A 24,679-nucleotide genomic window follows, 5' to 3' on the forward strand; every position below is an offset into this window, starting at 1 on the left:
AGGAGAATGTGTAATGTCGAAAGAGTCTCATGCTTTATTAGAAGAAATTACCCAATACACGAATGATGAGTTAGCTCGAGTAACAAAGCATTATGATGCGACGGAAGAATTTCCTACAGAGTATGTTGATTACTTCTTTAAGCGTGACATCTTTCGATTATTACTTTCTCAAGAATCAGAGACAGAGGATTTTTACACCTTTATAAAAGTAATTCAAATCGTTTCTAAACAATTTCCGTCACTGGCAAGTATTTTATTAACTCAAGTGTTCAAGTTGATTTCTTAGGACAATGTAACTCTCAACGTGTTCAAGATACTTATTATTCTTCTACAGGTGGCCAATCTGACTTTACAAAAGGGGTTCGCTTATCTAAGGCAGGTAAAGGAATTATATGCCTTTATTCAACAGCCAAGAATGATTCAATCTCAACGATAGTGCCAGTTCTCCACGCAGGATCACCCGTATCAACGACAAAAAATGATATTGATACAGTCGTAACAGAATATGGAGCAGTACAATTGAAAGGGAAGACAGTTTTTGAACGTACAGAAGCATTAATTAATATTGCTCATCCAAAATTTAGAGATGAATTACGTCAACAAGCCATTGAAATGGGCTACTTAGAAGTTGAAGAATCAGTTGCTGCAATTGTTTAATATATATTATGAAAGTCATTTAGGTACTTGAATCACGGATATGAAACTGTGATTAAGTCCTCAGTGGCTTTTAATATTTCGAAATTTTCATAAATAATTTTTATGGAATTGCTTCTATCTCATAAAAAATGTGCTATAGTAGTAGTGTAAAATTTATGGGGGAGATAGATTAGGATGAATAATTATATCGATGACGTTGCTAAGAAAAAAGAGGTTTTATATCGTTCAGAATTTCTAAGATATGCTGTGAGGGCGATGTATGCAGGAATGTATTTGACCTTAGGATCAGCGGTGGCCTTTATTGCTGCCAACCACTTTAGTGGCATTGATCCAGTCATTGGTCGGGCCATTTATGCGCTTCTTTTCCCATGGGGCTTAGTGACGATTATCTTACTCAATGGAGAATTAGCCACATCTAATATGATGTTTTTAACAAATGCCACATACCGCAAAGCGATTCCAGCGCGGTCTGCAGTGGGTATTTTGCTAGTGTGTACGTTATTTAATTTACTGGGGAGTATGGCAATTGCTTTTATGTTGAGTCGCACCACTTTATTTAGCAATTTAGAGGCAACACATTATATGTATAATGCGATTGAAAAAAAGCTAGCCAAACCATACGGAGCCATGTTTTTCGACGGAATCATCGCGAATATTCTAGTGAATATTGCCATTATTGGATCGGTTCGAATTAAGGAAACAAGCGCTAAAATTTTATTTGTCGTAGCAATTATTTTTATCTTTTGTTATTTTGGCTTCGAACACGTGATTGCAAACTTTGGTGGATTCTCATTAGTTATGTTCACAAATCCAGGTGTTATTGACAGTTTCACATTCGGTAATGTTATCATGCATTGGTTACTCGTCTTTGTTGCTAACTATATCGGCGGAGGACTCATCATGGGCTTAGGTTATGCTTGGTTAGATTCAACGAAAACTAATTACTTAGACTAATATAAATACTCAGATTTCTGTCACAGTACAGGAATCTTTTTTTATGCAAAAAGGGTTATAATACTAAGATGTTTCAGTATAATAGATGACAGATTCAATGACTTAAATTAGAGGAGTTTATTATAATGAAATTAAACCGACGGTTCATCAAATGGGGACTAGCCACTATCGTTCTGCTTTCTGCATTAATAACAGTGCCTAGCCTTTCTCAAGACCGACCGAGCTTTGATAGTGTGATTGAAGAAGCCGTAAATGCCAGTGACGACGCTATTATTACCATCGGTTATATAGAAAAGGGTCAAACAGACTTTCAAGTTTATACAAAGGAGGGTATAGATGAGTCAAAGCCAATACATGCTTATGAAGTCGGCTCGATCACTAAAACTTTTACCGGTACTTTAGTTGCTCGCGCGGTTGAAGAGGGTTTATTAAACATCGACGACTCAATCAGTGAGTATTTAAACCTACCGGAAGATACTGACTACCCAACCATCCGACAATTACTGACTCATACATCCGGATACCCCACTTTCTTTGAAAATGAAATCATCATTGATAATTTAACACAAGGCGCTAACCCATATCATGGTGTGACCCGCGAGATGATGCTTGAAGAAGTTGCTGAAAATACGACAAAAGTAGGCGAGCAAGCTTTTCAATATTCGAATTTTAATGCCGGTGTATTAGGACTGGTCTTGGAAAGTATTTACGAGGAAAATTATGCTGTGTTACTGGAAAATTATCTAAGTGAAGACTTAAGACTAGAAGAGACGTATTTATTTGAGGAAGAAACGACATTAGGAAATAACTGGTGCTGGTCAAAAGACACGGAAGCATATGTCCCGGCAGGGGCTTTAATATCAAACATCGAGGACATGTTAAGTTACTTGGACTTGCAACTTTCAGAAGCGAATGCTGAAATTCAAGCGTCTCATGATCCACTCAGAGAAGTGAATGCCACTTCAGGTGACAATGGCGATTTAGGAATTCGAATTGATGCCGTTGCTTATCAATGGATGCTCAATCAAGAGGAGGATATTATTTGGCATGACGGAGGAACCGGTGGTTACACCTCTTACATTGGCTTTAATAAAGCGGAAGGTGTTGGTGTTGTCGTTCTATCCAATGTTGCGATGAATCAAGGAATTCCGTCAAATTTACTCGGAAGTTTGTTACTGATGGAGAAGTTAGAAGCTTTATAACACAAATTAAAAACCGCCTTGTGGTCTAGCCTCAAGGCGGTTATTTCTATATTTATTTATTAATAACTGTGAATCGTTGTTTATGATACTTAGGTGCTTCAACCTCATCTATAATTGCTTTCGCAAGCGTACTGTAAGTTGTGATTGATTCGCCATTATCATTTTGTAAGATATGGTCGATTCCTGACGTGTAATTTGTTTGCTCACCTTCAATAAGTCGAGCCCCTGGAGATACACCAACCCATTTTACATCGTTTACATCACGTAAGAAGTTTAACTCTTGAAGTTGCGCTTCTGGGACATTAATAAAGGCAGATGAATTAGGATCTTGACGAATCGTTTCGACAAACAACTCATCATTTTCATCAAGTAAGCTACCAGCACCTAGAATAAAGAACAGGCGAGTGGTCGTTGTTTCACGGAATAAGTGAACCAATTTTGCAGCTAAATCAACGTGTAAATATGCAGTTTGAGGAGCAGTCGCAAACGCATTGACAATCACATCAAAGCCTTGTAAATCATCACGAGTCAAATCAAAGGCATCTTTCACAATTGTATTCGCATCTGAACCTAAAAGGTCTGCGGCTTTTTCAGCGTTTCGAACTACAGCAGTGACTTCGTGGTCACGTCCTGTTGCTTCTTTGAATAACTCTGTTCCAGCTTTCCCTGTTGCACCAATAATAGCTATTTTCATATAAATCTCCCCTTTACTATATATTATAGTTGGGAAATACATTCAAATGCAATTAATAGGATTGTGCGATTTTGAGTTGTATAATGGGGTAAAAGAGAAGGAGTGGTGACAATGCCTTGGAATATGCAAGATTACCCAGACTCATTGAAAAACTTTGAACAGTTGTTGAGAAAGAAAATTATCGACATTGCGAATGCCCTCGAAGAGAGTGGTTATGAAGACGACCGTGCCATCCCGATTGCGATTAATGAGGGAAAAGATTGGTACAACAATGCAAGCCAAAGCGAACGCGACGCCTTTGAGAAAGAAGCAAATCCACAAAAAGACGATGACCACGATACAAGTAGCGCCGATCCGGATTTGTTAGATAATGATGTTGAAGTCTTTTACGAAGATGAACAGTGGAAAGTGAAGACGGTTGACGCCGAAAGAGCGAGTGACACCTTTGATAAAAAATCAGACGCGATAGAGCGCGCCAAAGAAATCGCCGAGAATCGTGATGAAAACGTGATTAGTTATACAAAAGATGGAATGAAACAAGATTAGTTAAAAAAGGATTGTTGCCTATGCGTTGGCAACAATCCTTTTTATTTTGAAACACTATTTACTTTCACCAAAGTTAAACCAACGTTTAGCTGTTCCAACACTTGCTTTACGAACAGCATTGCCAACAGTCTTAACGACCACTTTACTATTGTCTTTAATAATTGATCCCATAAATTTCATTGACTGCAATGAAGCAGAGCGACGAATATTATGTTTGTCGGTAGGGCGAATATGTCCGAGGAAATCTTGGGTAATAATACCAACACGCATAGTCAGGAATGAGTTTACAGCACCTTCCATTAATGAACTCACAACCAGATTAGCGATGGGTACCATACCAGGGATGGCTGAGGCAATACTTTCACCAACGATGGTTGTAATCAGTGGTTCTAATTGATACTCAATTAAATCTGCATCTTCAATGGTGCGCGCCATTAACACAACACTCGCCACTTGCATATATAACTTGGCTAAGCTGGCAAGGGACGGGCGTGTTTCATAAATTCGCGCAATTTGCCAAACCATTCTCAGTAATGAGAATAGAACAACGAGGCTGTCTAGGGAACCATTTTGTGAAATCGCCGTACTTAGGAAAATCGCATTTGCATTTTGCTTGATAAGAGGCATCGATAATTCATCTAATTCTTTAAAATACAACTCTACTTGTTCTTGTTTCGGCAATTCCTCATCGACTTCAAGATTGACCAGACGAGGATTTTTCTTTAATAAATCGAGCGTCTTGTCAATGTACTCCTCATACTTTTCTTCCGTCGCATCATCTTCCAATTCTAATACTTTCGGACTTTTCATTAATTGTTTTGTCATCGAATAGATGAAATATAGAATGCCAATTCCAATGACACTCAATACAATAATAGCAAGTATCGGATGAAGTAAGGATAGAAATTGATAAAGTAATATAAATTGATTAATAACGAATACGATGAATAGTAAACCTAATACAGCGGCAAGCCCCATTAGGACGCGCTTAATATCTTTCCACCAATCTGTCATAAGATCAGTCCTTTCAATGTTATCATAATTATTTTACAGTAAATATACCATAAAACTATCAGCCCAGAGACTTATATTTCAAAAAAATGAGAAAAATATGGCCCTGAGAAAAAGTCAGGGACACACCAACCTCACCACACCACAAAAAAACAGCACTTATTTTTCAATAAGCACTGCTTGTGTAAAAAATATCAAATTATTCAGCAGACTCTTCTTCAGACTCAGAACTATCCTCATCTGCGTCTTCTGCATCATCTTCATCCGCATCTTCTTCGCCATCTAAGCTAAACGCTGGCGCAAGGTGTTTTTCAGCAGCTAATTCATCTAGGAATTCTAATACTTCTGGAGAAGTAAAAGCGGCTTGAAGTGCTTCTGTAGCGTCAGTATCAAGATTTCCTTCACGAATAACTAGTTGAATTGCATAAGTATTATCATCTTCGTCTTCTAAGATTAATGCGTCATCAGTTGTTAAATCAATACTTGCGATGTAAGTAGGGTAGTTGAATACTAATTCAATCCCATCTTCATAAGCACCTGTTAAATTTAATAAGTCAATGTGAGTGAATTCTAAGTTATGAGGATTCTCTTCAATATCTTCAACAGTTGGGAATAAACCAGCCTCATCATTTAAAGAAATTAAATCATGATCTTCTAAAATTAATAATGCACGACCTTCGTTTGTAATATCTGAAGGAATTGCTACTTCAGCACCATCTTCAATTTGGTCAATTGAATCGTAAACCGATGAGTAGAAACCAACCACTGCATTATAAACCGGTTGGATTGCAACTAAGTCTCCATCGCGCTCTTCGTTAAAAATTTCAGCGAATGGCTCGTGTTGAGCAAAGTTTGCGTAGACTTCATCATTTAATAAAGCTTCGTTATATTGAATGTTGTCAGAAACCTCAACTAATTCGATTGAATATGGTTCTGCAATAACTTCACTAGCGATTTCAACGACATCAGTCATTGGAGGTAAGTGAGAAGCAACTTTTAATACATTTTCCTCTTCTTGAGCTGACACATTCTCGGCTGCTGGAGCAAAACCTCCAACTAATAATGCTAACGCGCTAACTAATAAACTTTTTTTAAACATTTACATTCTCCTTTAAATTTAATACGCCTTCTAGCGTTTATCTAATTTCTTAGCTAATTTTAAACCTAACCATTGAATAATTTGTACAAAAATGATAATCACTACGATGGCCGTATACATAATATCAGTCTCGTAACGCTGATAACCGTATCGGATCGCAAAGTCGCCGATTCCACCTCCTCCTACAACACCCATAATCGTTGAGTAAGAGATAAAACTAACAAAGGCGGTCGTAAAACCGATAATGAGTGAGCTTCTCGACTCGACAAATAAGAATTTGGTTACGAGTTGATTCGTAGAAGCGCCCATAGCGTCAGCCACTTCGATGACACCTTTAGGAATCTCTAATAACGACTGCTCCACAAAGCGAGCATAAAGTGCGATTGCAATTAACATCATTGGAAAGGACGCTGCGATGGGATCGCCAGTTGCTCGGCCATACAAGGCACGAATAGCGGGTTGCATTGCAACGACAAGTAGTAGGAACGGAAACGAACGAACAATATTCACGAAAATATTACAAATCTGATAAATCCAAAGGTTCTCACTCGGCTTACCAGGAGCGGTTAAATAAAGCAAGGTACCTAAAGGAATACCAATAAAGATAGCAGCCACTGATGCCAAGCTCAGCATAATACCCGATTCTTGCAAACTCTCAATCAGTCTCGGTGCGAACTCAATCACCCGATCTAAATATATTTGAATCGACTCAGTCATCTGTTAGCACCTCCAACACTCGGTCGTGATAACTTTTAGCTTCTGGTATATAATCAGATTCTTTAATATCTAGCACATCAACCAATTTTCCATGCTCTAAGATAGCCGTGCGGTGACACATCGCTTTTATCACATCAAGTTCATGGGTCACAATCACAATGGTCATATTGAATTTAGCGTGCGCACGTTTTAATACCGACACAATCTCATCCGTCATCTTCGCATCTAAAGCAGACGTTGGCTCATCACATAATAATATTTTCGGACGCGTCACTAAAGCACGCGCGATACCAACCCGTTGTTTTTGACCACCCGATAATTGGCTAGGGTAGTGATCCTTTTTATCACTGAGTCCTACAAAACTTAGAACTTCATCCACCGACAAAGGGTCATCGTAAGGATGTATCTCAAGCGCTAAATGTACATTTTCAGCGACGGTCTTATTATTTAATAGATTAAATTGCTGGAAAATCATACCAATATCTTTACGGAAATATTGAAGTTCTCCTTTACTTAAAGACAGCACCTCAACATTATCGACCAAAACATGTCCACTATCTGGGCGTTCTAAAGCATTAATAAAACGCACAAGGGTTGATTTTCCTGCACCACTTTCTCCGACCACACCAAAAACTTCTTGGTCTTTAATGCTTAAACTTATATTGTCTACTGCGAGAAACGAGCCAGATTTTCCTTCAAATCGCTTCGTTGTATTCACGAGTTCAATCAAAAATTATCCACCACCTTTGATTCTTGTAATTGTTTTCATTGTAACAGATTTATATTTAAATTGAAACAGAATAAAGCCCTATTATCGCGGAATATATTGTGAAAATGTTCTCTATCCTAAAACAGACGACCGAAACTGTTTATTCACTGTCATTTGTCAATAATCTCGGTGCGAAATAATCCATCCCGATGGCTCCAATGGGCGCTGTAATTAAGATTGACAAGACTGCGAGAGTTAACATCAATTCTCCACCAGCCATTCCGTTTGCTAAAGGCACACTCCCAATAGCAGCTTGAACCGTTGCTTTAGGTAAATAACTCATGAGTACAAATCTCTTCTCTTTCTTATTAAAAGGTGTATTAAGCAAACAAAGTCTCACACCAATAAATAAGCGACACAGAGAGAGAAGAATGATAAAGAGTATCGGTAAGAATCCATAAGACAAAGCATTTGCCGGATTGACACTCACACCGACTAAAAAGAATAGAAAAATCTCAGCGACAAACCAAATTTGGTTAAAAGAACCTGATAAGTCATTAGATAACTTTTCAGATTGAGTCCGAATCATAATATTCATTGCGATGACCGCAAGAATTCCTGAAAATAAACCTGTAAAAACTGTTTCCAAACGCATCAATACCATCCCACTTGCTAAGAGGATCATAACTTGAAATACACGCTTCAATTGAATGTAAACAAATAAGACATTCAATAAATAACCTAGGACTGCCCCGCCAAAAATTCCTGCAATAATTGAAACAGGCACTTGCATAAATGTCCAAGCTGAGACAGAACCTCCTAAAGCAATCGTTAAAAAGGCTGAAAATAAAACTAAAACAAAGACATCATCTAAAGAAGCACCCGCTAATATCATTTGCGGCACTTGCTTTTTCGTACCCCGATGCGTTTGAATTAAATCTACCATGCGTGGGACGACTACCGCTGGAGAGACCGCTGCTAATATTGCACCAATCAATAAAGATTGGATTAAAGAAAAGCCAAAAAACAAAGGTCCAAAGATCATCGAAGTCATAATCTCAACGGTTGCCGGCACAAAACACATCATGATAGCTGGGCGACCCACCTCTAACAGTCGCTTAATATCCAATGACAAACCTGCGCGAGTTAAGATAACAATCAACGCGACTTGACGAATGTCAGGACTTAATCGTAATAAATCTGAATCAACAAGATTTAAACCAAAAGGGCCTAATAATATTCCGGCTATTAAATAACCTAATAAAGCAGGGAGTTTTAGCTTCTTTAAAGTATACTCCAAGACAACGCCACTCACTAATATCAACGCTACACTTACTAACATTTTATCCCTCCAATAATATAAAAAAGACTTCTACACACTCAAATAAGCATGCAGAAGTCATTAGTCTTTAAGACGGTTTTGCCCGTAGGCAAGGGAGCCCTTCATTCCCAAATATTATATTTATCTAAAGTATACACCTAAATTTAATACGGTCAATACTTTCGATCCAGTAAAATAATATAGCAAGAAGATTAAAAATGAATTAGAGTTATTCTCATTAATATGGTATAATTTTTATAAGTAAAATCAATAACAATGATGAGAAATCAACTTTAGAAAAGAGGCATTGGTATGAACGAGAAAATAAATTTTGTCATGATTTCACCTCATTTTCCATCGAACTTTGAAACATTCGCAGTTCGTTTAAAGGTAAAAGGCATTAATACCTTAGGTATTGCAGATGAACCTTATGAGAATTTGAGTCAATCGTTGAGAGATAGTTTAACAGAATATTATCGCGTCGATAATATGGATGATTATGATCAAATGTATAGAGCTGTTGCTTACTTTGCGTTTAAATACGGTAAAATTGACCGCATCGAATCGCATAACGAGCACTGGTTAGAACTTGATGCAAAGTTGCGGACAGATTTCAATGTCTTCGGTTATAATAATCGCAATATTCGCTTGATTAAATATAAATCAACGATGAAAGAAGTCTTTCGTGAACTAAAGATACCTGTAGCTAAAGGCCGTGTCATATCAGATAAAGCCGATGCGAAAAAACTAATTAAAAGTCTAAAGTATCCAGTCATTATTAAACCAGATACTGGTGTTGGTGCAAACGATACGTTTAAAGTCAAAAACGAAAAAGAACTAGATGAATTCTTTAAGGTTAAACAACCAGAGGTGCCTTACATTATGGAAGAATTCATTGATGGACAAATTGTAACCTTTGATGGTTTAACAGACCGGGATGGAAATATCGTCTTCTCATCTACTTTAATCAATGATAAACCTATCTTAGATATTGTTACCCAAGATACAGATATGTATTACCATATTAAGCGAGAGATACCTACGGATCTTGCTGAATTCGGTAAAAAATGTGTAAAAGCCTTTGAAATAAAAGAGCGTTTCTTCCACTTTGAATTCTTTAGATTAAAAGATGGTTCTTTATATGGATTAGAAGTGAACTGCCGACCACCCGGAGGCGCTACAATCGATATGTTCAACTATGCGAATGATTTTGATATTTTTAAAGAATATGCAAATTTTGTTAAAGATAATCGATTTGAAGCAGAAATTACACGACCATATCATGTGATTTATGTCTCACGAAAAAATCATTTAAATTATAAGTTTACGAATGAAGAAATTAAAGATAAGTACAGTAAAGAATTAGTAAACATTGTACACATTCCAGGCGTCTTTGCTAAAGCAATGGGAGATATAGGATTTATTATGAAGTCGCCATCAGAAAAGAAAATTAATGAAATGCTTAAAACCATCGCTCAAAGACAGGAGGCGTAAACAATGCATTTTGAAGCAAGAAGTCATTATAGTGGGCATTTAGGCCGTGAAATGTATTTTAACCGTTATGGGCATGGCGGTACGCCAGTGATTGTATTCCCATCAAGTGGTGGGAGTAAGGATGAGTATGCTGACTTTAAGATGGTAGAAACTTTAAGTGGTTTCATCGAATCAGGACAAATTCATCTTTATACTGTGAGCAGTATCGATTCAGAATCTTGGAATGACACTGGTAAATCAGCACACGATAAGGCAAAAGCACATAATCAGTATGATAAGTATTTAGTGCATGAGTTCATTCCCTTAGTCCGACATGAATCACAATGGGACGGGAAGATGATTGCGACTGGTTGCAGTATGGGTGGCTTCCACTCAATGCTGTTTGCCTTAAGACATCCGGATATTATTGGACTAACCATCTCACAAAGTGGTGTTTATGATGCGAGATACTTTACCGGCGAATTTGGTAGCGATATTGCTACTTATGAGAATTCTCCGATTGATTTCTTGTGGAATATGTCTGATCCATGGTTCTTAGATCAATACCGACAGAATCAATTCATTGTCTCAGTTGGTCAAGGCGATTGGGAAGGACCGCACGTCACAGCAACACGTAAATTAGATGAAGTATTCAATGCTAAAGGAATTCCAGGCTGGTTTGACTATTGGGGACATGATGTTGCCCATGATTGGCATGACTGGCGTCAGCAAATATATTACTTCTTTTCAACATTAGAAGATTTAGGAATTGTTTAACAATTCTTTCAAAATTACGTCTCAAGGATGATAACAGAAGGCAGAATTTCGTATATACTTAGTATTGTAAGGAAGTACAAGTTGAAAGGAATTGATTATATATGAAATTTTTAGGTAATTTAATTTGGTTTATCTTTGGAGGCTTTATTAATTTTATCACCTGGGGCTTCATTGGTTTGCTCTGGTGTATAACAATTATTGGAATTCCAGTTGGGATTCAATGTTTTAAGATTGCGAGTCTATCTGCATGGCCCATGGGACGTGAAGTTTACCACAGTAATAGTGGGGGAAGTTTCCTTATGAATATTTTATGGATTATTTTTGGCGGAATTGAAATCGCAGCTATGCATTTATTTAGTGGCTTAATATTATGTGTGACCATTATTGGGATTCCATTTGGCTTACAACAGTTCAAATTAGTGAAACTCGCACTCTTCCCATTTGGTGCAGAAATCCACAATGAACGCCAACAAGTAGTGATGAGAACCGACGTTCCATATTCAAGATAAGTTATGAAGTTGAAGAAGCATGTAAGAATGCTTCTTTTTTTATGAATGAAAATTCATCTGATATACGATTAAATTTTTAGTTAAATATAAAAGTATAATTAAAAAATACAAAATGACGTCGATTCAGAGAGCTATGTCAGAATAATTCACATAATGGACAGAAATTAGCAAGTAAAATTAAATAATATTTAAATAGGAAGGAACGCGACTTTTTTCAGAAAAAAGGGGTAACTTTCCGCATAGGGCTAGGGTGTGAACATTTTTTATGATATACTTAAAAATGTTAGGGGTGAGTAAAAATTGAGCAAGGATATAATTGGAAAAGTAAGAGAAGCTGAAAATTTAATTGATTCTATGAAAGTAGAATTAGCGGATAAAAAAGAAGCGATTCGTGAAAATGAAAAAGAAAAAATTGAAACTTATCGCAAAGAATTAGAGCAGTCGCTTGATGGCGTTGCTTCTGAATTGGAGCAAGAAAGAAATCAAGAATTAGCCGAAGTCCGTGAAAGAGTGAATTATGAAGTGGATAATTATCGGCGACATGCCCAAGATGATTATCAAACTCATAAAGGAGAACTCATTCAAGCTGGAATAAAGGAGGTTATGAGTCAATATGGCAATTTCAGTCATGAAGCGGGTAACAATCATCGCGGAGCAAGCGAATAAAGAATTATTACTCGAATCCCTTCAAGAATTAAAAGGAATTGAAATCGTCCCTTTTGAAGAAGTGGAGGAAGCAGATCTTGATATCTTCTTTGACGGTGCGTCATTGAATTCAGAAGATTCAAAACTGAATCGTTACACTCTAAATAAGATTGAAGACGCAATAGAATTTCTGAAACAATACGGATCACAACCGTCTTTTATCAAACGAATGCGAGAGAAACGTAAAGTTTACTCGCTGCAAGAACTTGAAACAGAAGTAAATTCAATGAATCTTGAGTCACTGCTAAGACTGGTTAGCGAAAAACGTTCCGAGTTGGAACAGTTAAGGCAAGCGATTACAGAACTTGAAGAGAAGGAACGTTTTCTTAGAAAATGGACTAACTTAGACTTCTCACTTAAGCAGTCTGATGACTTTAAGCATTTTGATGTCGTTGTTGGTTCGATTGATACTGAAGATTCAACTGAATTCATAGACAACTTAATGAACGTTACTGATGAAGTATTGGTTCAAGAGGTATACTACACTGAAGATACAAGCGGTTACACGATTGTGTTTTCTAAAGAACATCAAGAGGATGTTCAAGAAGTCGTCAGACGTTCGAATTTCACTGAATTAGATTACGAGTACGATAAGTTACCAAAAGAAGAACTTCAAGAGGTACTAAGTACACGTAAAAGAATGATCGAAGAGCAATCCGAACTTGTGAAGCGTTTCAAATCTAATCGTCAATTATTGAGTAATTTAAAATTAGCTCAAGAATATTATGCGAACTTAATCGAACGTGAGAAAGCGAGTCAATTATTACTAGATAGTTCTCATTTATTTATTCTTAAAGGGTGGATGGATGCAGACGAAGTATCAGATAATATCGTGAATATTAATCATGTAATTGGTGAAGACAACCTTGCAATCTTTACATATGATGTTGATCCTGAAGAAGATAACTTAGATGAAGTTCCAGTGAAGTTGAAGAATAGTGCGTTTAGTACACCCTTTGAAACTTTAACTCTTCAATATGGAACACCGAAGTATAACTCAATCGACCCAACACCGTTTTTCTCATTTTCTCAAGTGTTATTCTTTGGATTAATGAGTGCAGATGTAGGGTACGGATTATTACTGTTTATCGCAACATTCATACCCATTATGTTTTTCGAATTAAACCCAGGTATGAGAAAAACCTTGAAATCATTTAACTATATGTCAGTTGGAACAATTCTAGTTGGCTTATTTTTTGGAAGTTTCTTTGGATTCTCACTACCATTTGGTGTGATGAATTTATCATCACAAGTTATTGAAGTGATGATATTCTCTGTTGCGTTAGGTTTAGTTCATTTGTTAGTGGGTTATTCATTAAAGTTCTATCTAACATTGAAAGAAAAAGATTATGGTAGTTCTTATTTAGATGCACTACAACAAATTTTGATGCTCATTGGTGGGGCAATACTAGCGATCAACTTCATTCTTGAAATTCCTCTTTTAAATACTATTGGTTTAGTACTATTACTTGGGAATGTGATTGGAATGATTGTTGTCAATATGATTGTAGCGAAAAACCCACTGATTGGTCTCGGACAAGGGGCTTTTGGTTTAATTGATTTAGCGGGGATGATTGGTGATATCGTCAGTTATACACGTTTAACAGCCTTAGCCGTTGCGGGAGCGAATATAGGTATGGCATTTAATCTTATCGTAGGACTGTTACCGCCGTTTGTACGTTTCACAGTCGGAATATTATTATTCTTGGCATTACATGCCCTAAATATCTTCATTACTTATTTAGGAGCTTACGTGCATTCAATGCGTCTGCAATTCGTTGAGTTCTTTGGTAAGTTTTATGAAACAGGTGGAAAAGCATTCAAGCCTTTAAGCCCACTTGAAAAAGAAGTTTGGATTCAAAAAAATTATAACAATAAATAGGAGGAATTAATAAAATGGAATTTCTACAAACATTATTCGGAGAAAACATTGGTCTAGTATTTGGAGGATTAGGAGCAGCAATTGCGACAGTCTTTGGAGGGATTGGATCAGCACGTGGTGTAGGTATCGCAGGGGAGTCTGCTGCAGCTTTAGTTAAAGAAAAACCTGAATTATTTGGACAAGCATTAGTTTTACAACTATTACCAGCGACACAAGGTTTATACGGATTCGTAATTGGTTTATTAATGTTATTACAATTAGATGCTGGAATGGATACTTCAACAGGATGGCACTATGTTATGTGTGCTTTACCAGTAGCAATCACAGGTCTGACTTCAGGACCAGCACAAGGGCGCGTTTCAGTTGCAGGTATGCAAATCATTGCACAAAGACCAGAAAACTCTACACAAGGGATTGTATTCTCAGCGATGGTTGAGACATACGCTATTCTAGGATTCGTAATTTCTCTACTTATGTTCTTATTAGTTTAATTACTGCTTTTACAAGTAGACAAGAGAGGAGTGAGTAGATGGCTGACATTAATGGATTAACCAAGAGTGTTATCGAACGAGAACAAGCCAAGGTTGACCAAGCGGTCCACGCTTACGAACAAGAGCAAGCGGCCGAAACGGAAACTAAAAAAGAAAATCTAAAACAAACATTTGTTAAACGTAAATTTAATCTTGAACAAGAGAGCAAACATCAATTAGACATTTCGCTTAACAGTGAAAGTTTAAAGAAACGGGACCAAATATTAGAGACAAAGCAAGCAATTATAAGCGATTATATTGCTCAAGTGAAGCACTCATTTGAACAACTTGATGCTGAAACAACAACAAAATTCATCAAAAGTGTTCTAAATGACTATTCAAATCCTGAACAATACGAAATTGTTTTAGGTGAAAAAACACGTGACTTATTAAATAACTCGCTTCAAGTGAATGCGACAGTTTCTAATGAGACAGTCGCTGACAAAGCAGGCTTTGTCCTACGCCAAGGAAGTATAGAATACAATTATTTATTCGATAACTTAGTGGAAGAGAAGGCGAGTTCTTTACAAACACTTATCGTTGATAAAATTTTCAAAAAATCATAGGAGGTGGATTACATGCAAGATAGTTCATATGGACCGTTGAATACAACGGTTCGCGTACAAGAGACTAATCTCCTAAAGCAAAGTGACTATGACCGAATGTTATCAGCCAAAACCTATGAGGATGCTGTTCGAGTATTAGCCGACACCGGTTACCGTGATGGTATGGAAGAAGCGATTCAAACGAGAGAGTATGACGATATGTTAATGGATGAGTTGAAAGAAACTTACCAATGGATTATGGATCAATCGCCAAGTCCCGTACTTTCAGAATTAATGACTTTAAGCTATGCTTATCACAATATCAAAGTGTTATTCAAAGAAGAACTTACGGGTAAAGACTTTGACCAAACATTAATTGATATCGGGCTATATCCCATTTATGAATTTCGCCGTGCGGTTTCTCAAGGACAATCGGATGTTTTACCAAAATGGTATATGCAAAACATCAACAATCTAAGAATTGAATTTGCGGAGACACCTCGGTTGAATGATATTGATATTTTCGTAGACCGTGCTTACGTCCATCATTTGAAGCGATTATCGGAAGAGATTGCCGATCATGACGTAACACGTTATATTGAAAAGTTAATTGATAATACAAATATGTCGATATTCTTTAGAGCGATGGCTAATGATCGTGGTCGAACACACTTACAAGCAACAATCACTAACGAAGGAGCGATTTCAACAGATTACTTTGTTGAAGTGGCTGAAGGCGGGATGGAGAATGCGATTCGTGTCTTTTCAGACTCACCTGATTACCGTGATATTGTAGCTGAAGCAATGGATGATCAAGGAAAATTCTCCTTAAGACGCTTTGAACAAGCAATAGATAATGCAACGGAAACGTATTTACAACAAGCAAGATTCCTTGTTTTTGGTCCGTTACCTGTCTTAGCGTTCATTAGTGCGAAAGAGATTGAAGTGAAGAATATCCGATTGGTTTTAACAGGTAAAATTAATAACATTGAATCAGATATTGTTAGAGATAGGATGAGATTAGATTATGCAGTATAAAATCGCTATCGTAGGAGAGAAAGATACAGTTTACGCTTTCGGGATGTTAGGAATGAATGTATTTTATACAACAGACGCAAAACAAGGACGTCAAGTTGTCAAAGATATCATAAAAGATGATTACGGTGTGATTTTTATTACTGAAAATCTGGCACAACAAATACCAGATATTATTAAAAAATATGATGATGAATTCATGCCGGCCTTCATTCTAATCCCAAGTGATTGTGATTCTGAAAGTATCGGTTTACAGCGCGTTCAAGAAAATGTGCAAAAAGCCGTCGGTCAAAATATTCTATAGGAGGTATTATTATTGGATTCTGGAACAATCGTATCAGTATCTGGTCCTTTGGTAGTCGCAAAGGGCTTAGATAACGCAAAAATTCGTGACATTTGTTACGTTGGTGACGCTAACTTAGTTGGTGAAATTATCCAAATTCGTAACGAAAATGTTTACGTACAAGTTTATGAAGAGACTTCAATGGTCGGTCCTGGAGAGCCTGTAAAACCTACAGGAAAACCATTATCAGTTGAATTAGGACCTGGATTAATTGCTGGAATGTTTGATGGTATTCAAAGACCACTACAAAAACTAGCAGAATTATCAAATAATTCATTCTTAGACCGTGGAGTTCACTTACCAGCTTTAGATCGTGAAACAATTTGGAATTTTACAAAAAATGTTGAAGTTGGAGACATGGTCGAATCAGGAGATATCATCGGTGAAGTTCCTGAAACTGATGTTATCTCACATAAAATTATGGTACCTGTAGGTACAAAAGGAACAATTAAATCAATTCAAGATGGTGAATTCAAAGTAGAAGATACTTTATACACTGTTGAATTAGAAAATGGTGAAGTGAAAGAATTTAACATGATTCAATCTTCACCAATCCGTGAAGGACGTAAAACTGCACGTAAACGTACACCTGATGAGCCATTAATTACTGGACAACGTGTCATTGATACATTATTTCCAGTAGTTAAAGGTGGAGCAGCAACCGTTCCTGGACCATTCGGTGCAGGGAAGACTGTTGTACAACATCAGATTGCTAAATGGGCAGACGTGGACATCGTTGTTTATATCGGTTGTGGTGAGCGTGGAAACGAGATGACAGAGGTTATTAACGAATTCCCAGAACTAGTTGACCCACATACTGGTAAATCAATTATGGACCGTACAATCTTAATTGCCAATACATCAGATATGCCGGTTGCGGCTCGTGAAGCGTCAATCTATACAGGGATTACAATCGCAGAATATTTCCGTGATATGGGTTACTCTGTTGCCGTTATGGCGGATTCAACTTCTCGTTGGGCAGAGGCATTACGTGAAATCTCAGGTCGTTTAGAAGAGATGCCAGGGGACGAAGGTTACCCAGCTTACTTAGGTAGTCGACTTGCAGAATACTACGAGCGTGCTGGTAAAGTAGAAACTTTAGGTAAACCAGAACGTACAGGGGACATCACAGCGATTGGAGCGGTATCACCTCCCGGAGGAGATACATCTGAACCAGTAACACAAAACACAATGCGTGTAGCGAAAGTGTTCTGGGGACTAGATGCAACGCTTGCTCGCCGTCGTCACTTCCCATCAGTAAACTGGTTAACATCATACTCATTATATTCTTCAGATATGAATATTATTATGGGTAACCGTTTAGGAATCGATTGGGATTCAATGGTTAAACATACGCGTGCTTTACTACAAGATGAGTCTGAATTAGAAGAAATTGTTCGTTTAGTAGGGGTTGAATCTTTATCAGATACAGACCGCTTGAAATTACAAACAGCCGCAATGATTCGTACAGACTACTTACAACAAAACGCTTATGATGATGTGGATACATTTACGGACTTAGAGAAACAAGCTCAAATGTTACAAACAATTCTTTATTTTGAAGAGAAAGGTCGCGAGACTTTAGAGCTTGGAGCTTCAATTAACAGTATCTTAAATGGAACAGTTAACTTAAGAGAGCGTATCGGACGTATGAAATATATCGAAGATAACACAGAAGCGCCTTACGCAGAAATTCGTAAAGCGATTGATGATACGTTAAGACAAGTGATGCAAGATGGAGGTGAGGTCTAACGTGTTAAAAGATTATAGAGGTATTACTGAAATAGTCGATCCGTTAATTACGGTTCAAGACGTTGAAGGAGTAAAATTCGACGAACTTGTAGATGTTCAATTAGGTAGCGGCGAAACACGTCGAGGCCAAGTACTAGAAGTTAAAGACGATAAAGCTGTCGTTCAATTATTCGAAGGTTCAGCAGGAATCAACAAAATGGATACAAAAATCCGTTTCTTAGGACACCCATTAACATTAGATGTGTCTGAAGATATTATTGGACGCCGTTTTGACGGTATGGGACGAATTGCTGATGGTGGACCAGATTTAATTCCTGAGAAATCATTAGATATTAACGGGCAAGCAATTAACCCGGTTAAACGTCTGTATCCAAACGAATTTGTTCAAACAGGAGTATCAACGATTGACCATTTAAACACATTAGTTCGTGGTCAAAAATTACCAATCTTCTCTGGATCTGGACTTCCTCACCAAGACTTGGCTGCACAAATTGCACGTCAAGCGTCGGTAGTCAATTCAGATGAGAAGTTCGCGGTTGTTTTCGCAGCTATCGGGGTTACTTTCGAAGAGGCAGAATTCTTCATTAATGACTTTACTGAAACTGGTGCGATCGACCGTTCAGTTGTATTTATCAACTTAGCGGATGACCCAGCTATTGAACGTATCGCAACACCACGTATGGCTCTGACAGCCGCTGAATATTTAGCGTTTGAAAAAGACATGCACGTGCTTGTAATTATGTCAGATATGACTAACTACGCGAACGCATTACGTGAAGTATCAGCAGCACGACGTGAAGTGCCGGGACGTCGTGGTTACCCAGGTTACTTATACACAAACTTAGCGACACTTTATGAGCGTGCAGGTCGTATCGAAGGTTCTAACGGATCAGTGACTCAAATTCCAATTGTTACCATGCCGGAAGATGATATCACTCACCCGATCCCTGACTTAACCGGTTATATTACTGAGGGACAAATTTTATTATCTCGTGAGTTGTATAACCAAGGTATTGAACCACCAGTAGATGTTTTGCCATCATTATCACGTCTGAAAGATAACGGGATTGGGGAAGGTAAGACACGTGCGGACCACGCATCTACTATGAACCAAATTTTCTCTGCGTATGCTCAAGGTAAAGAAGCGAAAAGTTTAGCTTCTGTATTAGGGGACTCTGCCTTAACGGACAGTGACTTGAAATACTTAGAGTTTGCAGATGAATTTGAACAACGTTACGTGAACCAAGGTTACTACACAAACCGAACAATTGAAGATACATTAGCAATTGGTTGGGACTTATTAGGTATCTTGCCACGTACAGAATTAACTCGTATTAGTGAGGAACACTTGGATCAGTACTTACCAAAGACTGAGGAAGGGTGATAAGCGATGGCACAACTAAACGTTAATCCGACAAGAATGGAACTTGCTCGTCTGAAAGACCGTTTAGCATTAGCAACACGCGGGCATGATGTCTTAAAAGACAAACAAGACGGGTTAATGCGTAGTTTTATCGAATTAATTCGTGAGAACAATGCCTATCGTCAAGAAGTTGAGGGCCACCTGAAAAAAGGAATGCAAAACTTTTCCTTGGCAAAAGCTTTACTGCATGAGGAATATTTAGAACAGATTTCTTTAGTCCCTCAATACGATGTAACGGTAGATGTTCGTAAGGAAAATATGATGAGTGTAAAGGTGCCTAAAATGCACTTCAGTTCAGATGACCAAGATGATCAGTCACTGAACTATGGTTACATCAACTCGAACGCAGACTTAGATGAAACTTTACAAGAATTCAGTGATGTTCTACCTAAAATGTTAAAACTCGCTGAACTTGAAAAGACGAGTCAATTATTGGCGAATGAAATCGAAAGAACGCGACGCCGAGTAAATGCCTTACACGAACGAACAATTCCAGACTTGGAAGAAACAATCAAAACTATTCAAATGAAACTTGACGAAAACGAACGGGCAGAAATTACACGTCTGATGAAAATCAAAGATTTCGATCAAGAAGATTAGTTATAAAAGAGGAAACCCACCAGATCGGTGGGTTTTTTCTTGTTTTATGAGGGATTTATGGGTCGCGGGGCGTCGTGGAGTGTCGCGACGTACCGCAAATGCGAATGCGGAGTGTCGTGCTCCCTCACGACGTCCCGCAATTGAAAATACGGAGTGTCGTGCTCACTTACGACGTCCCGCAATTGAAAATACGGAGTGTCGTACTCCCCCACGACGTCCCGCAAATGCGAATGCGGAGTGTCGTGCTCACCCGCGACGTCCCGCAATTGAAAATACAGAGTGTGGTGCTCACCCGCGACGTCCCGCAAACACACCATCCCTTCCCAGTAGCGCATAAAGTTAGTCACAGCAGCGCTTTCGTGATACTATTATGGTTAAAGGAGTGATTGTAATTGATGGAAAATTATATTTTAAATGATGGGTTTGCGATTCCTAAAGTTGGCTTAGGAACTTACGGTTTACGAGGCGAATTAGGAGTGCGTCAAATTGAAACGGCGATTCAATCTGGTTACCGTTTAATTGACTCTGCTTATAATTACGAAAACGAAGGAATTGTAGGTAAAGCGATTCGTAATAGTGGGGTGTCACGTGATCAAATCACACTGACGTCTAAATTGCCCGGCCGTTACCATGAGTATGATAAAGCAATGATTGCGATTCAGGAATCGATTGCTCGAACTGGCTTAGACTATATTGACTTATACTTAATCCACTGGCCAAATCCAAAAGAAGATAAATATGTCAAAGCTTGGCAAGCACTCATTGATGCACAAAAACTTGGCCTTATTCGCTCAATTGGGACATCAAACTTCTTACCTGAACATATTGACCGCCTGGAAAAAGAAACGGGCGTTTTACCAGCAGTAAACCAAGTAGAAACGCATCCAAACTTCAATCAAGAAGCACAACGTGAGTATGAAGCATCTAAAGGTATCATTACAGAAGCTTGGAGCCCAATCGGAAGAGCGGCTGACATGATGTCGAATGATTTAATTTCAGCTATCGCTCAAGCACATAATAAAACGGAATATCAAGTCATCTTACGTTGGCACATCCAAAGAGGATTTTTACCTATTCCAAAATCAGGAAATTATCAAAGACAGCGTCAGAACATTGATATCTTTGATTTCAATTTATCTGAAGGTGAAGTAGCTAAGATCAATTCTATGTCTCATGAAGATGGCCGTCAGAAAGATCAAAATCCAGCAGAGTATCAAGAATTCTAAATTAAACACAAAAAGACGAATCCGCAAGGACTCGTCTTTTATTATTTGATAATACTCGCCTAGTGTTGTTTTTATCACACTTATGATAAAATGACTACAAAGTACTAGTTAGTGAGGGATAGATATGGAAACCAAAATAGATCCACGTGTCGCTAGAACACGCAAAGCCATCATCGAGTCATTTATACAATTATCAGAAAGAAAACCTTTCGAAAATATTTCAGTCAAAGATATTACTGAAGAAGCTTTAATAAACCGAGCAACTTTTTATAATCATTTCTTAGACAAATATGATTTAATGGAGAAAGCTTTATTTGAAGATGTCCAACTGAAATTGAATCGTGAAGAGTATAGTGAAGTTCAATTAAATGAAGACTACATTGTCTCTCTTTTTGAAAAGTTATGTTCCTTCCACATGCGCTTGGCCACACAATGCCAACGCTCATACATTGTGACAATCAACCAATTAGTCGTGGATCAACTTAAAGTCATTCACTCACAACAATTGAAGAAACACTTTGAATCACTCGATGAAGAAGAAATTCACAAAATAGCAACCTTATTCGCATCAGGATTATTCTCGCTATCACAAGAATGGTTTGATGACCAAGATGCAGAAGAACCTGCCACATATGTAAAAGACGCGATTCCATTTTTAAAAGTATTCATTAAGCAACAAAAAATAAGCTCCCAGGACATTAAAATGACAGGGAGCTTTTTATTATAAATTATTTATGAAAATCTATGCGTGGTGCAATTAAATAATACATAATTAATCCACCGATGGTCATCACGATAAACTCTGATAAAGCTAAGAAGGCATAAGTTTCCCAGAAGAAGTCCGCAAAGCCCATATACATTAACATAGCCGCGATAATGAACATTGTAAATGTAAAGACAAGAGTCATCACACCGTAACGAATAATCATTGGGTCTTTAACTTTCTTACCAAAAGCTTTCACCGCTAAATTACCTAAATAACGCGCTAAAACTAATGACACCAGTGTGTGAAAACTACCGACAACCACATCAACAATCGTAGATTGCATCGCATTCACGATGAGCACCCCTAAAGTAATTGAAGCGATGTAGCGTTTATTATAAAGTCCCATAAAGTTTAAACCTTCTGAAATTCTAAACTGAATGGGTCCATAAGCCACTGGAGCAACGAACATGGTAATGACAACATATAATGCAGTCACTAATCCAGCCTTAACTAAACCTTGTGTATCAAAACTAGAGTAACTATCGACATGATGATTATTTCCCATTTTTATCAATCTCCTTTATAGTCATAGCATTGCTATGCTAGTAATAACTACGGCCAAAGGACAGGAGCATATTCTGCTGAAGTGCCATAGTACTATTCAGTCATCATCTAAACAGCGTTATATAGTTTACATTAAAAAGCCTTTGAAGACAACAAAGGTTTAACGTAAATAATAGCCACTATAAGTAAAAATTAAGGAGAGGCCACAGAACTTATGCTACAATGATTATGAAAACAGTTACATAGAAAGGTGAATATATGAATACATTAAAATTCCATGATATGACGCTGACTTGGTTAGAATCAACTTCAACACTGAATGATGCAGGGAACATGTTCGGACCGGTGCCTAAAGCCGTCTGGTCTAAAAAGTATCCAAACAATGATCATAACCAAATGAATTCCGTTGAAGACCCTATCCTCATTCAATTTAAAAACACCAATTACTTAATTGATGCTGGATTTGAAACGAATAAGTTCAATAAAAAAGACTGGCGTAATATCGGTGTTCAAAATGAAACAAGACTAACTGAAAGTTTGTCTCAACTAAATTTAACACCTAAAGACATCGACGTCATCCTCATGACACACATGCATAATGACCATGCGAGTGGTTTAACTCGCGCAACTGAGGAGGGTTTTGAATCAGTCTTCCCAAATGCTACGATTTATATGACAGAGATCGAATGGAAAGAAGTACAAAATCCCAACGTTCGTACTAAAGGAACCTACCTCAAAGAAAACTGGGAACCCATTCAAGAACAAGTCAAAGTGTTCAAAGATAGGATTGAAATCATTCCAGGTATAGAAATGTTTCATACAGGTGGACATTCAAATGGCTTAGCAATAGTTAAATTGACTCAAAAAGACGAAGTTCTACTCCATCTGTCAGATTTACTTCTTACCGTAGCGTCAATGAATCCAGCATGGGTAAGTAGTTACGATGACTATCCTATGGACACTATCGCTGCAAAGCAAAAGTGGTTACCCGAAGCCTTTGAGAACGGCTATAAACTAATCTTCTATCATGATGCGTATTATTGCATGCTGCAATTTGATCGAGATGGCAAAACAGTCATTGATTACCTAGAAAGAGAGAAAAATCCAATCATTGAATGGCCGGAAAATATTGGAAAATTAACTTAAAATAGGGTGTGTTTTATTTTACAAGGATAGGTCGTTGTAATACAATAGATTTATGAAGGAAAGATGAGCAAACAATGAGAGTGGGTATGATTTTCATGATGATTTTAAAACTAATAAAGACTAATCATAAGAATTTTGTGACTCATTCATTATCGCTTCATTTAACTTCACAATTACACACAAACAAAACCTCAGTGCGAAAAGTTAGAACTGAGAGTATTTGTGATCTTTCTAAACTTATTCATACATTCCAAACGAGTCTCTATGCACGCAGTGCGTAGGGGCTTTTTATGTGTCTCAAAGGCTTAGAAAGAGGTCGTGGTTGGTGTTGCTTATTGAATACGGCATGCTGAAGGGAGTGAAAAGGATTGTTTTTGACCGATACTATAAAGAAAGGTTAAGGTGATCCAGATGCTTAAAAAAGCAGTATCTCGCTATTAGGCGTAACTTAATATAATGAAAATGATAAAATGATTAAAATGGATTGACAAACTCTAATGTAAGCTGTATAATTCTAATTAACAAATCAATGGAGGACTAAAGATGAATTCAA

General features: G+C 37.6%; 27 protein-coding genes and 1 riboswitch. Of the genes, 20 read left to right on the top strand and 7 right to left on the bottom strand.

Annotated features, from left to right (window positions below):
* Positions 1 to 13: 13 nt before the first annotated feature.
* The 4 genes from ACEN3Z_RS01670 to ACEN3Z_RS01685 all read left to right on the top strand — a co-directional run bounded on the left by ACEN3Z_RS01670 (position 14) and on the right by ACEN3Z_RS01685 (position 2,813).
* On the top strand, positions 14 to 286 hold the full coding sequence (locus ACEN3Z_RS01670) for a hypothetical protein (RefSeq protein WP_407089323.1): 273 nt from the start codon (positions 14 to 16) through the stop codon (positions 284 to 286).
* Positions 256 to 657: an acetyl-CoA hydrolase/transferase C-terminal domain-containing protein gene (locus ACEN3Z_RS01675; protein WP_407089355.1), complete on the top strand. Its 402-nt coding sequence runs from the start codon at positions 256 to 258 to the stop codon at positions 655 to 657. The genes ACEN3Z_RS01670 and ACEN3Z_RS01675 overlap by 31 nt, the downstream gene beginning before the upstream one ends.
* 174 nt (positions 658 to 831) lie before the next feature.
* On the top strand, positions 832 to 1,611 hold the full coding sequence (locus tag ACEN3Z_RS01680) for a formate/nitrite transporter family protein (protein ID WP_407089324.1): 780 nt from the start codon (positions 832 to 834) through the stop codon (positions 1,609 to 1,611).
* 125 nt (positions 1,612 to 1,736) lie between these two features.
* Complete coding sequence (locus tag ACEN3Z_RS01685) at positions 1,737 to 2,813, top strand: serine hydrolase domain-containing protein (protein ID WP_407089325.1); 1,077 nt, start codon at positions 1,737 to 1,739, stop codon at positions 2,811 to 2,813.
* A gap of 52 nt (positions 2,814 to 2,865) precedes the next feature.
* On the opposite strand, the gene ACEN3Z_RS01690 is transcribed toward ACEN3Z_RS01685, so the two are convergent.
* The gene (locus ACEN3Z_RS01690) at positions 2,866 to 3,507 is read right to left on the bottom strand and encodes an NAD(P)-dependent oxidoreductase (protein WP_407089326.1); all 642 of its coding nucleotides are present in this window, start codon (positions 3,505 to 3,507) and stop codon (positions 2,866 to 2,868) included.
* 111 nt (positions 3,508 to 3,618) lie between these two features.
* On the opposite strand from ACEN3Z_RS01690, the gene ACEN3Z_RS01695 reads away from it, so the two are divergent.
* Positions 3,619 to 4,053 carry a DUF2188 domain-containing protein gene (locus ACEN3Z_RS01695; RefSeq protein WP_407089327.1) on the top strand — a complete coding sequence of 145 codons (435 nt, stop codon included), beginning with the start codon at positions 3,619 to 3,621 and terminating at the stop codon, positions 4,051 to 4,053.
* A gap of 54 nt (positions 4,054 to 4,107) precedes the next feature.
* Here the strand turns inward: ACEN3Z_RS01695 and ACEN3Z_RS01700 are convergent, their stop codons facing one another.
* The 5 genes from ACEN3Z_RS01700 to ACEN3Z_RS01720 all read right to left on the bottom strand — a co-directional run bounded on the left by ACEN3Z_RS01700 (position 4,108) and on the right by ACEN3Z_RS01720 (position 8,931).
* Positions 4,108 to 5,067 (bottom strand): DUF697 domain-containing protein, encoded by a 960-nt coding sequence (locus ACEN3Z_RS01700; RefSeq protein ID WP_407089328.1) that lies wholly within the window; start codon positions 5,065 to 5,067, stop codon positions 4,108 to 4,110.
* 196 nt (positions 5,068 to 5,263) lie between these two features.
* Entirely contained in the window at positions 5,264 to 6,163 is a 900-nt protein-coding gene (locus tag ACEN3Z_RS01705; protein WP_407089329.1) for a MetQ/NlpA family ABC transporter substrate-binding protein, read from the bottom strand.
* 30 nt (positions 6,164 to 6,193) lie between these two features.
* Positions 6,194 to 6,880, bottom strand: coding sequence for an ABC transporter permease subunit (locus ACEN3Z_RS01710; protein ID WP_338487782.1), 687 nt, complete (start codon positions 6,878 to 6,880; stop codon positions 6,194 to 6,196).
* Positions 6,873 to 7,610 (bottom strand): methionine ABC transporter ATP-binding protein, encoded by a 738-nt coding sequence (locus tag ACEN3Z_RS01715; RefSeq protein WP_407089330.1) that lies wholly within the window; start codon positions 7,608 to 7,610, stop codon positions 6,873 to 6,875. Before ACEN3Z_RS01715 ends, ACEN3Z_RS01710 begins: the two co-directional genes overlap by 8 nt.
* A gap of 139 nt (positions 7,611 to 7,749) precedes the next feature.
* Positions 7,750 to 8,931 (bottom strand): cation:proton antiporter, encoded by a 1,182-nt coding sequence (locus ACEN3Z_RS01720; RefSeq protein WP_407089331.1) that lies wholly within the window; start codon positions 8,929 to 8,931, stop codon positions 7,750 to 7,752.
* Between the two features lie 44 nt (positions 8,932 to 8,975).
* Positions 8,976 to 9,049: riboswitch (Fluoride riboswitch) on the bottom strand.
* 173 nt (positions 9,050 to 9,222) lie between these two features.
* On the opposite strand from ACEN3Z_RS01720, the gene ACEN3Z_RS01725 reads away from it, so the two are divergent.
* The 14 genes from ACEN3Z_RS01725 (at position 9,223) to ACEN3Z_RS01790 (ending at position 22,437) form a co-directional block, all read left to right on the top strand.
* Positions 9,223 to 10,404 (top strand): acetyl-CoA carboxylase biotin carboxylase subunit family protein, encoded by a 1,182-nt coding sequence (locus ACEN3Z_RS01725; protein ID WP_407089332.1) that lies wholly within the window; start codon positions 9,223 to 9,225, stop codon positions 10,402 to 10,404.
* 3 nt (positions 10,405 to 10,407) lie between these two features.
* Positions 10,408 to 11,160 carry an esterase family protein gene (locus tag ACEN3Z_RS01730; RefSeq protein WP_197104277.1) on the top strand — a complete coding sequence of 251 codons (753 nt, stop codon included), beginning with the start codon at positions 10,408 to 10,410 and terminating at the stop codon, positions 11,158 to 11,160.
* A gap of 101 nt (positions 11,161 to 11,261) precedes the next feature.
* The gene (locus tag ACEN3Z_RS01735; RefSeq protein ID WP_138405451.1) at positions 11,262 to 11,669 is read left to right on the top strand and encodes a YccF domain-containing protein; all 408 of its coding nucleotides are present in this window, start codon (positions 11,262 to 11,264) and stop codon (positions 11,667 to 11,669) included.
* 300 nt (positions 11,670 to 11,969) lie between these two features.
* A complete protein-coding gene (locus ACEN3Z_RS01740; protein WP_407089333.1) occupies positions 11,970 to 12,335 on the top strand; it encodes a hypothetical protein in 366 nt (121 codons plus the stop codon).
* Entirely contained in the window at positions 12,283 to 14,256 is a 1,974-nt protein-coding gene (locus ACEN3Z_RS01745) for a V-type ATP synthase subunit I (protein WP_407089334.1), read from the top strand. The genes ACEN3Z_RS01740 and ACEN3Z_RS01745 overlap by 53 nt, the downstream gene beginning before the upstream one ends.
* A gap of 14 nt (positions 14,257 to 14,270) precedes the next feature.
* The gene (locus ACEN3Z_RS01750) at positions 14,271 to 14,747 is read left to right on the top strand and encodes a V-type ATP synthase subunit K (protein WP_138404718.1); all 477 of its coding nucleotides are present in this window, start codon (positions 14,271 to 14,273) and stop codon (positions 14,745 to 14,747) included.
* A 38-nt stretch (positions 14,748 to 14,785) separates the two neighbouring features.
* Positions 14,786 to 15,352, top strand: a complete 567-nt coding sequence (locus ACEN3Z_RS01755; protein ID WP_138404717.1) for a hypothetical protein — start codon at positions 14,786 to 14,788, stop codon at positions 15,350 to 15,352.
* 12 nt (positions 15,353 to 15,364) lie between these two features.
* Positions 15,365 to 16,369: a V-type ATPase subunit gene (locus ACEN3Z_RS01760; protein WP_138404716.1), complete on the top strand. Its 1,005-nt coding sequence runs from the start codon at positions 15,365 to 15,367 to the stop codon at positions 16,367 to 16,369.
* Positions 16,359 to 16,670: a V-type ATP synthase subunit F gene (locus ACEN3Z_RS01765; protein WP_138404715.1), complete on the top strand. Its 312-nt coding sequence runs from the start codon at positions 16,359 to 16,361 to the stop codon at positions 16,668 to 16,670. Before ACEN3Z_RS01760 ends, ACEN3Z_RS01765 begins: the two co-directional genes overlap by 11 nt.
* Before the next feature lie 12 nt (positions 16,671 to 16,682).
* Positions 16,683 to 18,461 carry a V-type ATP synthase subunit A gene (locus ACEN3Z_RS01770; RefSeq protein WP_138404714.1) on the top strand — a complete coding sequence of 593 codons (1,779 nt, stop codon included), beginning with the start codon at positions 16,683 to 16,685 and terminating at the stop codon, positions 18,459 to 18,461.
* Positions 18,445 to 19,845 (top strand): V-type ATP synthase subunit B, encoded by a 1,401-nt coding sequence (locus tag ACEN3Z_RS01775; protein ID WP_138404713.1) that lies wholly within the window; start codon positions 18,445 to 18,447, stop codon positions 19,843 to 19,845. Before ACEN3Z_RS01770 ends, ACEN3Z_RS01775 begins: the two co-directional genes overlap by 17 nt.
* A 6-nt stretch (positions 19,846 to 19,851) precedes the next feature.
* On the top strand, positions 19,852 to 20,484 hold the full coding sequence (locus ACEN3Z_RS01780) for a V-type ATP synthase subunit D (RefSeq protein ID WP_407089335.1): 633 nt from the start codon (positions 19,852 to 19,854) through the stop codon (positions 20,482 to 20,484).
* A 395-nt stretch (positions 20,485 to 20,879) separates the two neighbouring features.
* Positions 20,880 to 21,710 carry an aldo/keto reductase gene (locus ACEN3Z_RS01785; protein WP_407089336.1) on the top strand — a complete coding sequence of 277 codons (831 nt, stop codon included), beginning with the start codon at positions 20,880 to 20,882 and terminating at the stop codon, positions 21,708 to 21,710.
* Between the two features lie 124 nt (positions 21,711 to 21,834).
* On the top strand, positions 21,835 to 22,437 hold the full coding sequence (locus ACEN3Z_RS01790) for a TetR/AcrR family transcriptional regulator (RefSeq protein WP_407089337.1): 603 nt from the start codon (positions 21,835 to 21,837) through the stop codon (positions 22,435 to 22,437).
* 1 nt (position 22,438) lies between these two features.
* Here ACEN3Z_RS01790 and ACEN3Z_RS01795 read toward each other — a convergent pair whose 3' ends face one another.
* Complete coding sequence (locus tag ACEN3Z_RS01795) at positions 22,439 to 22,981, bottom strand: QueT transporter family protein (protein ID WP_138404707.1); 543 nt, start codon at positions 22,979 to 22,981, stop codon at positions 22,439 to 22,441.
* 257 nt (positions 22,982 to 23,238) lie between these two features.
* Between ACEN3Z_RS01795 and ACEN3Z_RS01800 the strand changes: the two genes are divergently transcribed.
* Positions 23,239 to 24,126: an MBL fold metallo-hydrolase gene (locus ACEN3Z_RS01800; RefSeq protein WP_407089338.1), complete on the top strand. Its 888-nt coding sequence runs from the start codon at positions 23,239 to 23,241 to the stop codon at positions 24,124 to 24,126.
* The last annotated feature ends 553 nt before the right edge of the window (positions 24,127 to 24,679 follow it).

The organism is Ruoffia sp. FAM 26254 (assembly GCF_045528545.1).
Taxonomy (GTDB): domain Bacteria; phylum Bacillota; class Bacilli; order Lactobacillales; family Aerococcaceae; genus Ruoffia; species Ruoffia halotolerans.

What these genes read in the sequence shown, in the direction of transcription:
- ACEN3Z_RS01670 (WP_407089323.1), top strand. Translation starts at nt 14, where the DNA reads ATGTCGAAAGAGTCTCATGCTTTATTAGAAGAAATTACCCAATACACG.
- ACEN3Z_RS01680 (WP_407089324.1), top strand. Translation starts at nt 832, where the DNA reads ATGAATAATTATATCGATGACGTTGCTAAGAAAAAAGAGGTTTTATAT.
- ACEN3Z_RS01685 (WP_407089325.1), top strand. Translation starts at nt 1,737, where the DNA reads ATGAAATTAAACCGACGGTTCATCAAATGGGGACTAGCCACTATCGTT.
- ACEN3Z_RS01690 (WP_407089326.1), bottom strand. Translation starts at nt 3,507, where the DNA reads ATGAAAATAGCTATTATTGGTGCAACAGGGAAAGCTGGAACAGAGTTA.
- ACEN3Z_RS01695 (WP_407089327.1), top strand. Translation starts at nt 3,619, where the DNA reads ATGCCTTGGAATATGCAAGATTACCCAGACTCATTGAAAAACTTTGAA.
- ACEN3Z_RS01700 (WP_407089328.1), bottom strand. Translation starts at nt 5,067, where the DNA reads ATGACAGATTGGTGGAAAGATATTAAGCGCGTCCTAATGGGGCTTGCC.
- ACEN3Z_RS01705 (WP_407089329.1), bottom strand. Translation starts at nt 6,163, where the DNA reads ATGTTTAAAAAAAGTTTATTAGTTAGCGCGTTAGCATTATTAGTTGGA.
- ACEN3Z_RS01710 (WP_338487782.1), bottom strand. Translation starts at nt 6,880, where the DNA reads ATGACTGAGTCGATTCAAATATATTTAGATCGGGTGATTGAGTTCGCA.
- ACEN3Z_RS01720 (WP_407089331.1), bottom strand. Translation starts at nt 8,931, where the DNA reads ATGTTAGTAAGTGTAGCGTTGATATTAGTGAGTGGCGTTGTCTTGGAG.
- ACEN3Z_RS01725 (WP_407089332.1), top strand. Translation starts at nt 9,223, where the DNA reads ATGAACGAGAAAATAAATTTTGTCATGATTTCACCTCATTTTCCATCG.
- ACEN3Z_RS01730 (WP_197104277.1), top strand. Translation starts at nt 10,408, where the DNA reads ATGCATTTTGAAGCAAGAAGTCATTATAGTGGGCATTTAGGCCGTGAA.
- ACEN3Z_RS01735 (WP_138405451.1), top strand. Translation starts at nt 11,262, where the DNA reads ATGAAATTTTTAGGTAATTTAATTTGGTTTATCTTTGGAGGCTTTATT.
- ACEN3Z_RS01745 (WP_407089334.1), top strand. Translation starts at nt 12,283, where the DNA reads ATGGCAATTTCAGTCATGAAGCGGGTAACAATCATCGCGGAGCAAGCG.
- ACEN3Z_RS01750 (WP_138404718.1), top strand. Translation starts at nt 14,271, where the DNA reads ATGGAATTTCTACAAACATTATTCGGAGAAAACATTGGTCTAGTATTT.
- ACEN3Z_RS01755 (WP_138404717.1), top strand. Translation starts at nt 14,786, where the DNA reads ATGGCTGACATTAATGGATTAACCAAGAGTGTTATCGAACGAGAACAA.
- ACEN3Z_RS01760 (WP_138404716.1), top strand. Translation starts at nt 15,365, where the DNA reads ATGCAAGATAGTTCATATGGACCGTTGAATACAACGGTTCGCGTACAA.
- ACEN3Z_RS01765 (WP_138404715.1), top strand. Translation starts at nt 16,359, where the DNA reads ATGCAGTATAAAATCGCTATCGTAGGAGAGAAAGATACAGTTTACGCT.
- ACEN3Z_RS01775 (WP_138404713.1), top strand. Translation starts at nt 18,445, where the DNA reads ATGGAGGTGAGGTCTAACGTGTTAAAAGATTATAGAGGTATTACTGAA.
- ACEN3Z_RS01780 (WP_407089335.1), top strand. Translation starts at nt 19,852, where the DNA reads ATGGCACAACTAAACGTTAATCCGACAAGAATGGAACTTGCTCGTCTG.
- ACEN3Z_RS01785 (WP_407089336.1), top strand. Translation starts at nt 20,880, where the DNA reads ATGGAAAATTATATTTTAAATGATGGGTTTGCGATTCCTAAAGTTGGC.
- ACEN3Z_RS01790 (WP_407089337.1), top strand. Translation starts at nt 21,835, where the DNA reads ATGGAAACCAAAATAGATCCACGTGTCGCTAGAACACGCAAAGCCATC.
- ACEN3Z_RS01795 (WP_138404707.1), bottom strand. Translation starts at nt 22,981, where the DNA reads ATGGGAAATAATCATCATGTCGATAGTTACTCTAGTTTTGATACACAA.
- ACEN3Z_RS01800 (WP_407089338.1), top strand. Translation starts at nt 23,239, where the DNA reads ATGAATACATTAAAATTCCATGATATGACGCTGACTTGGTTAGAATCA.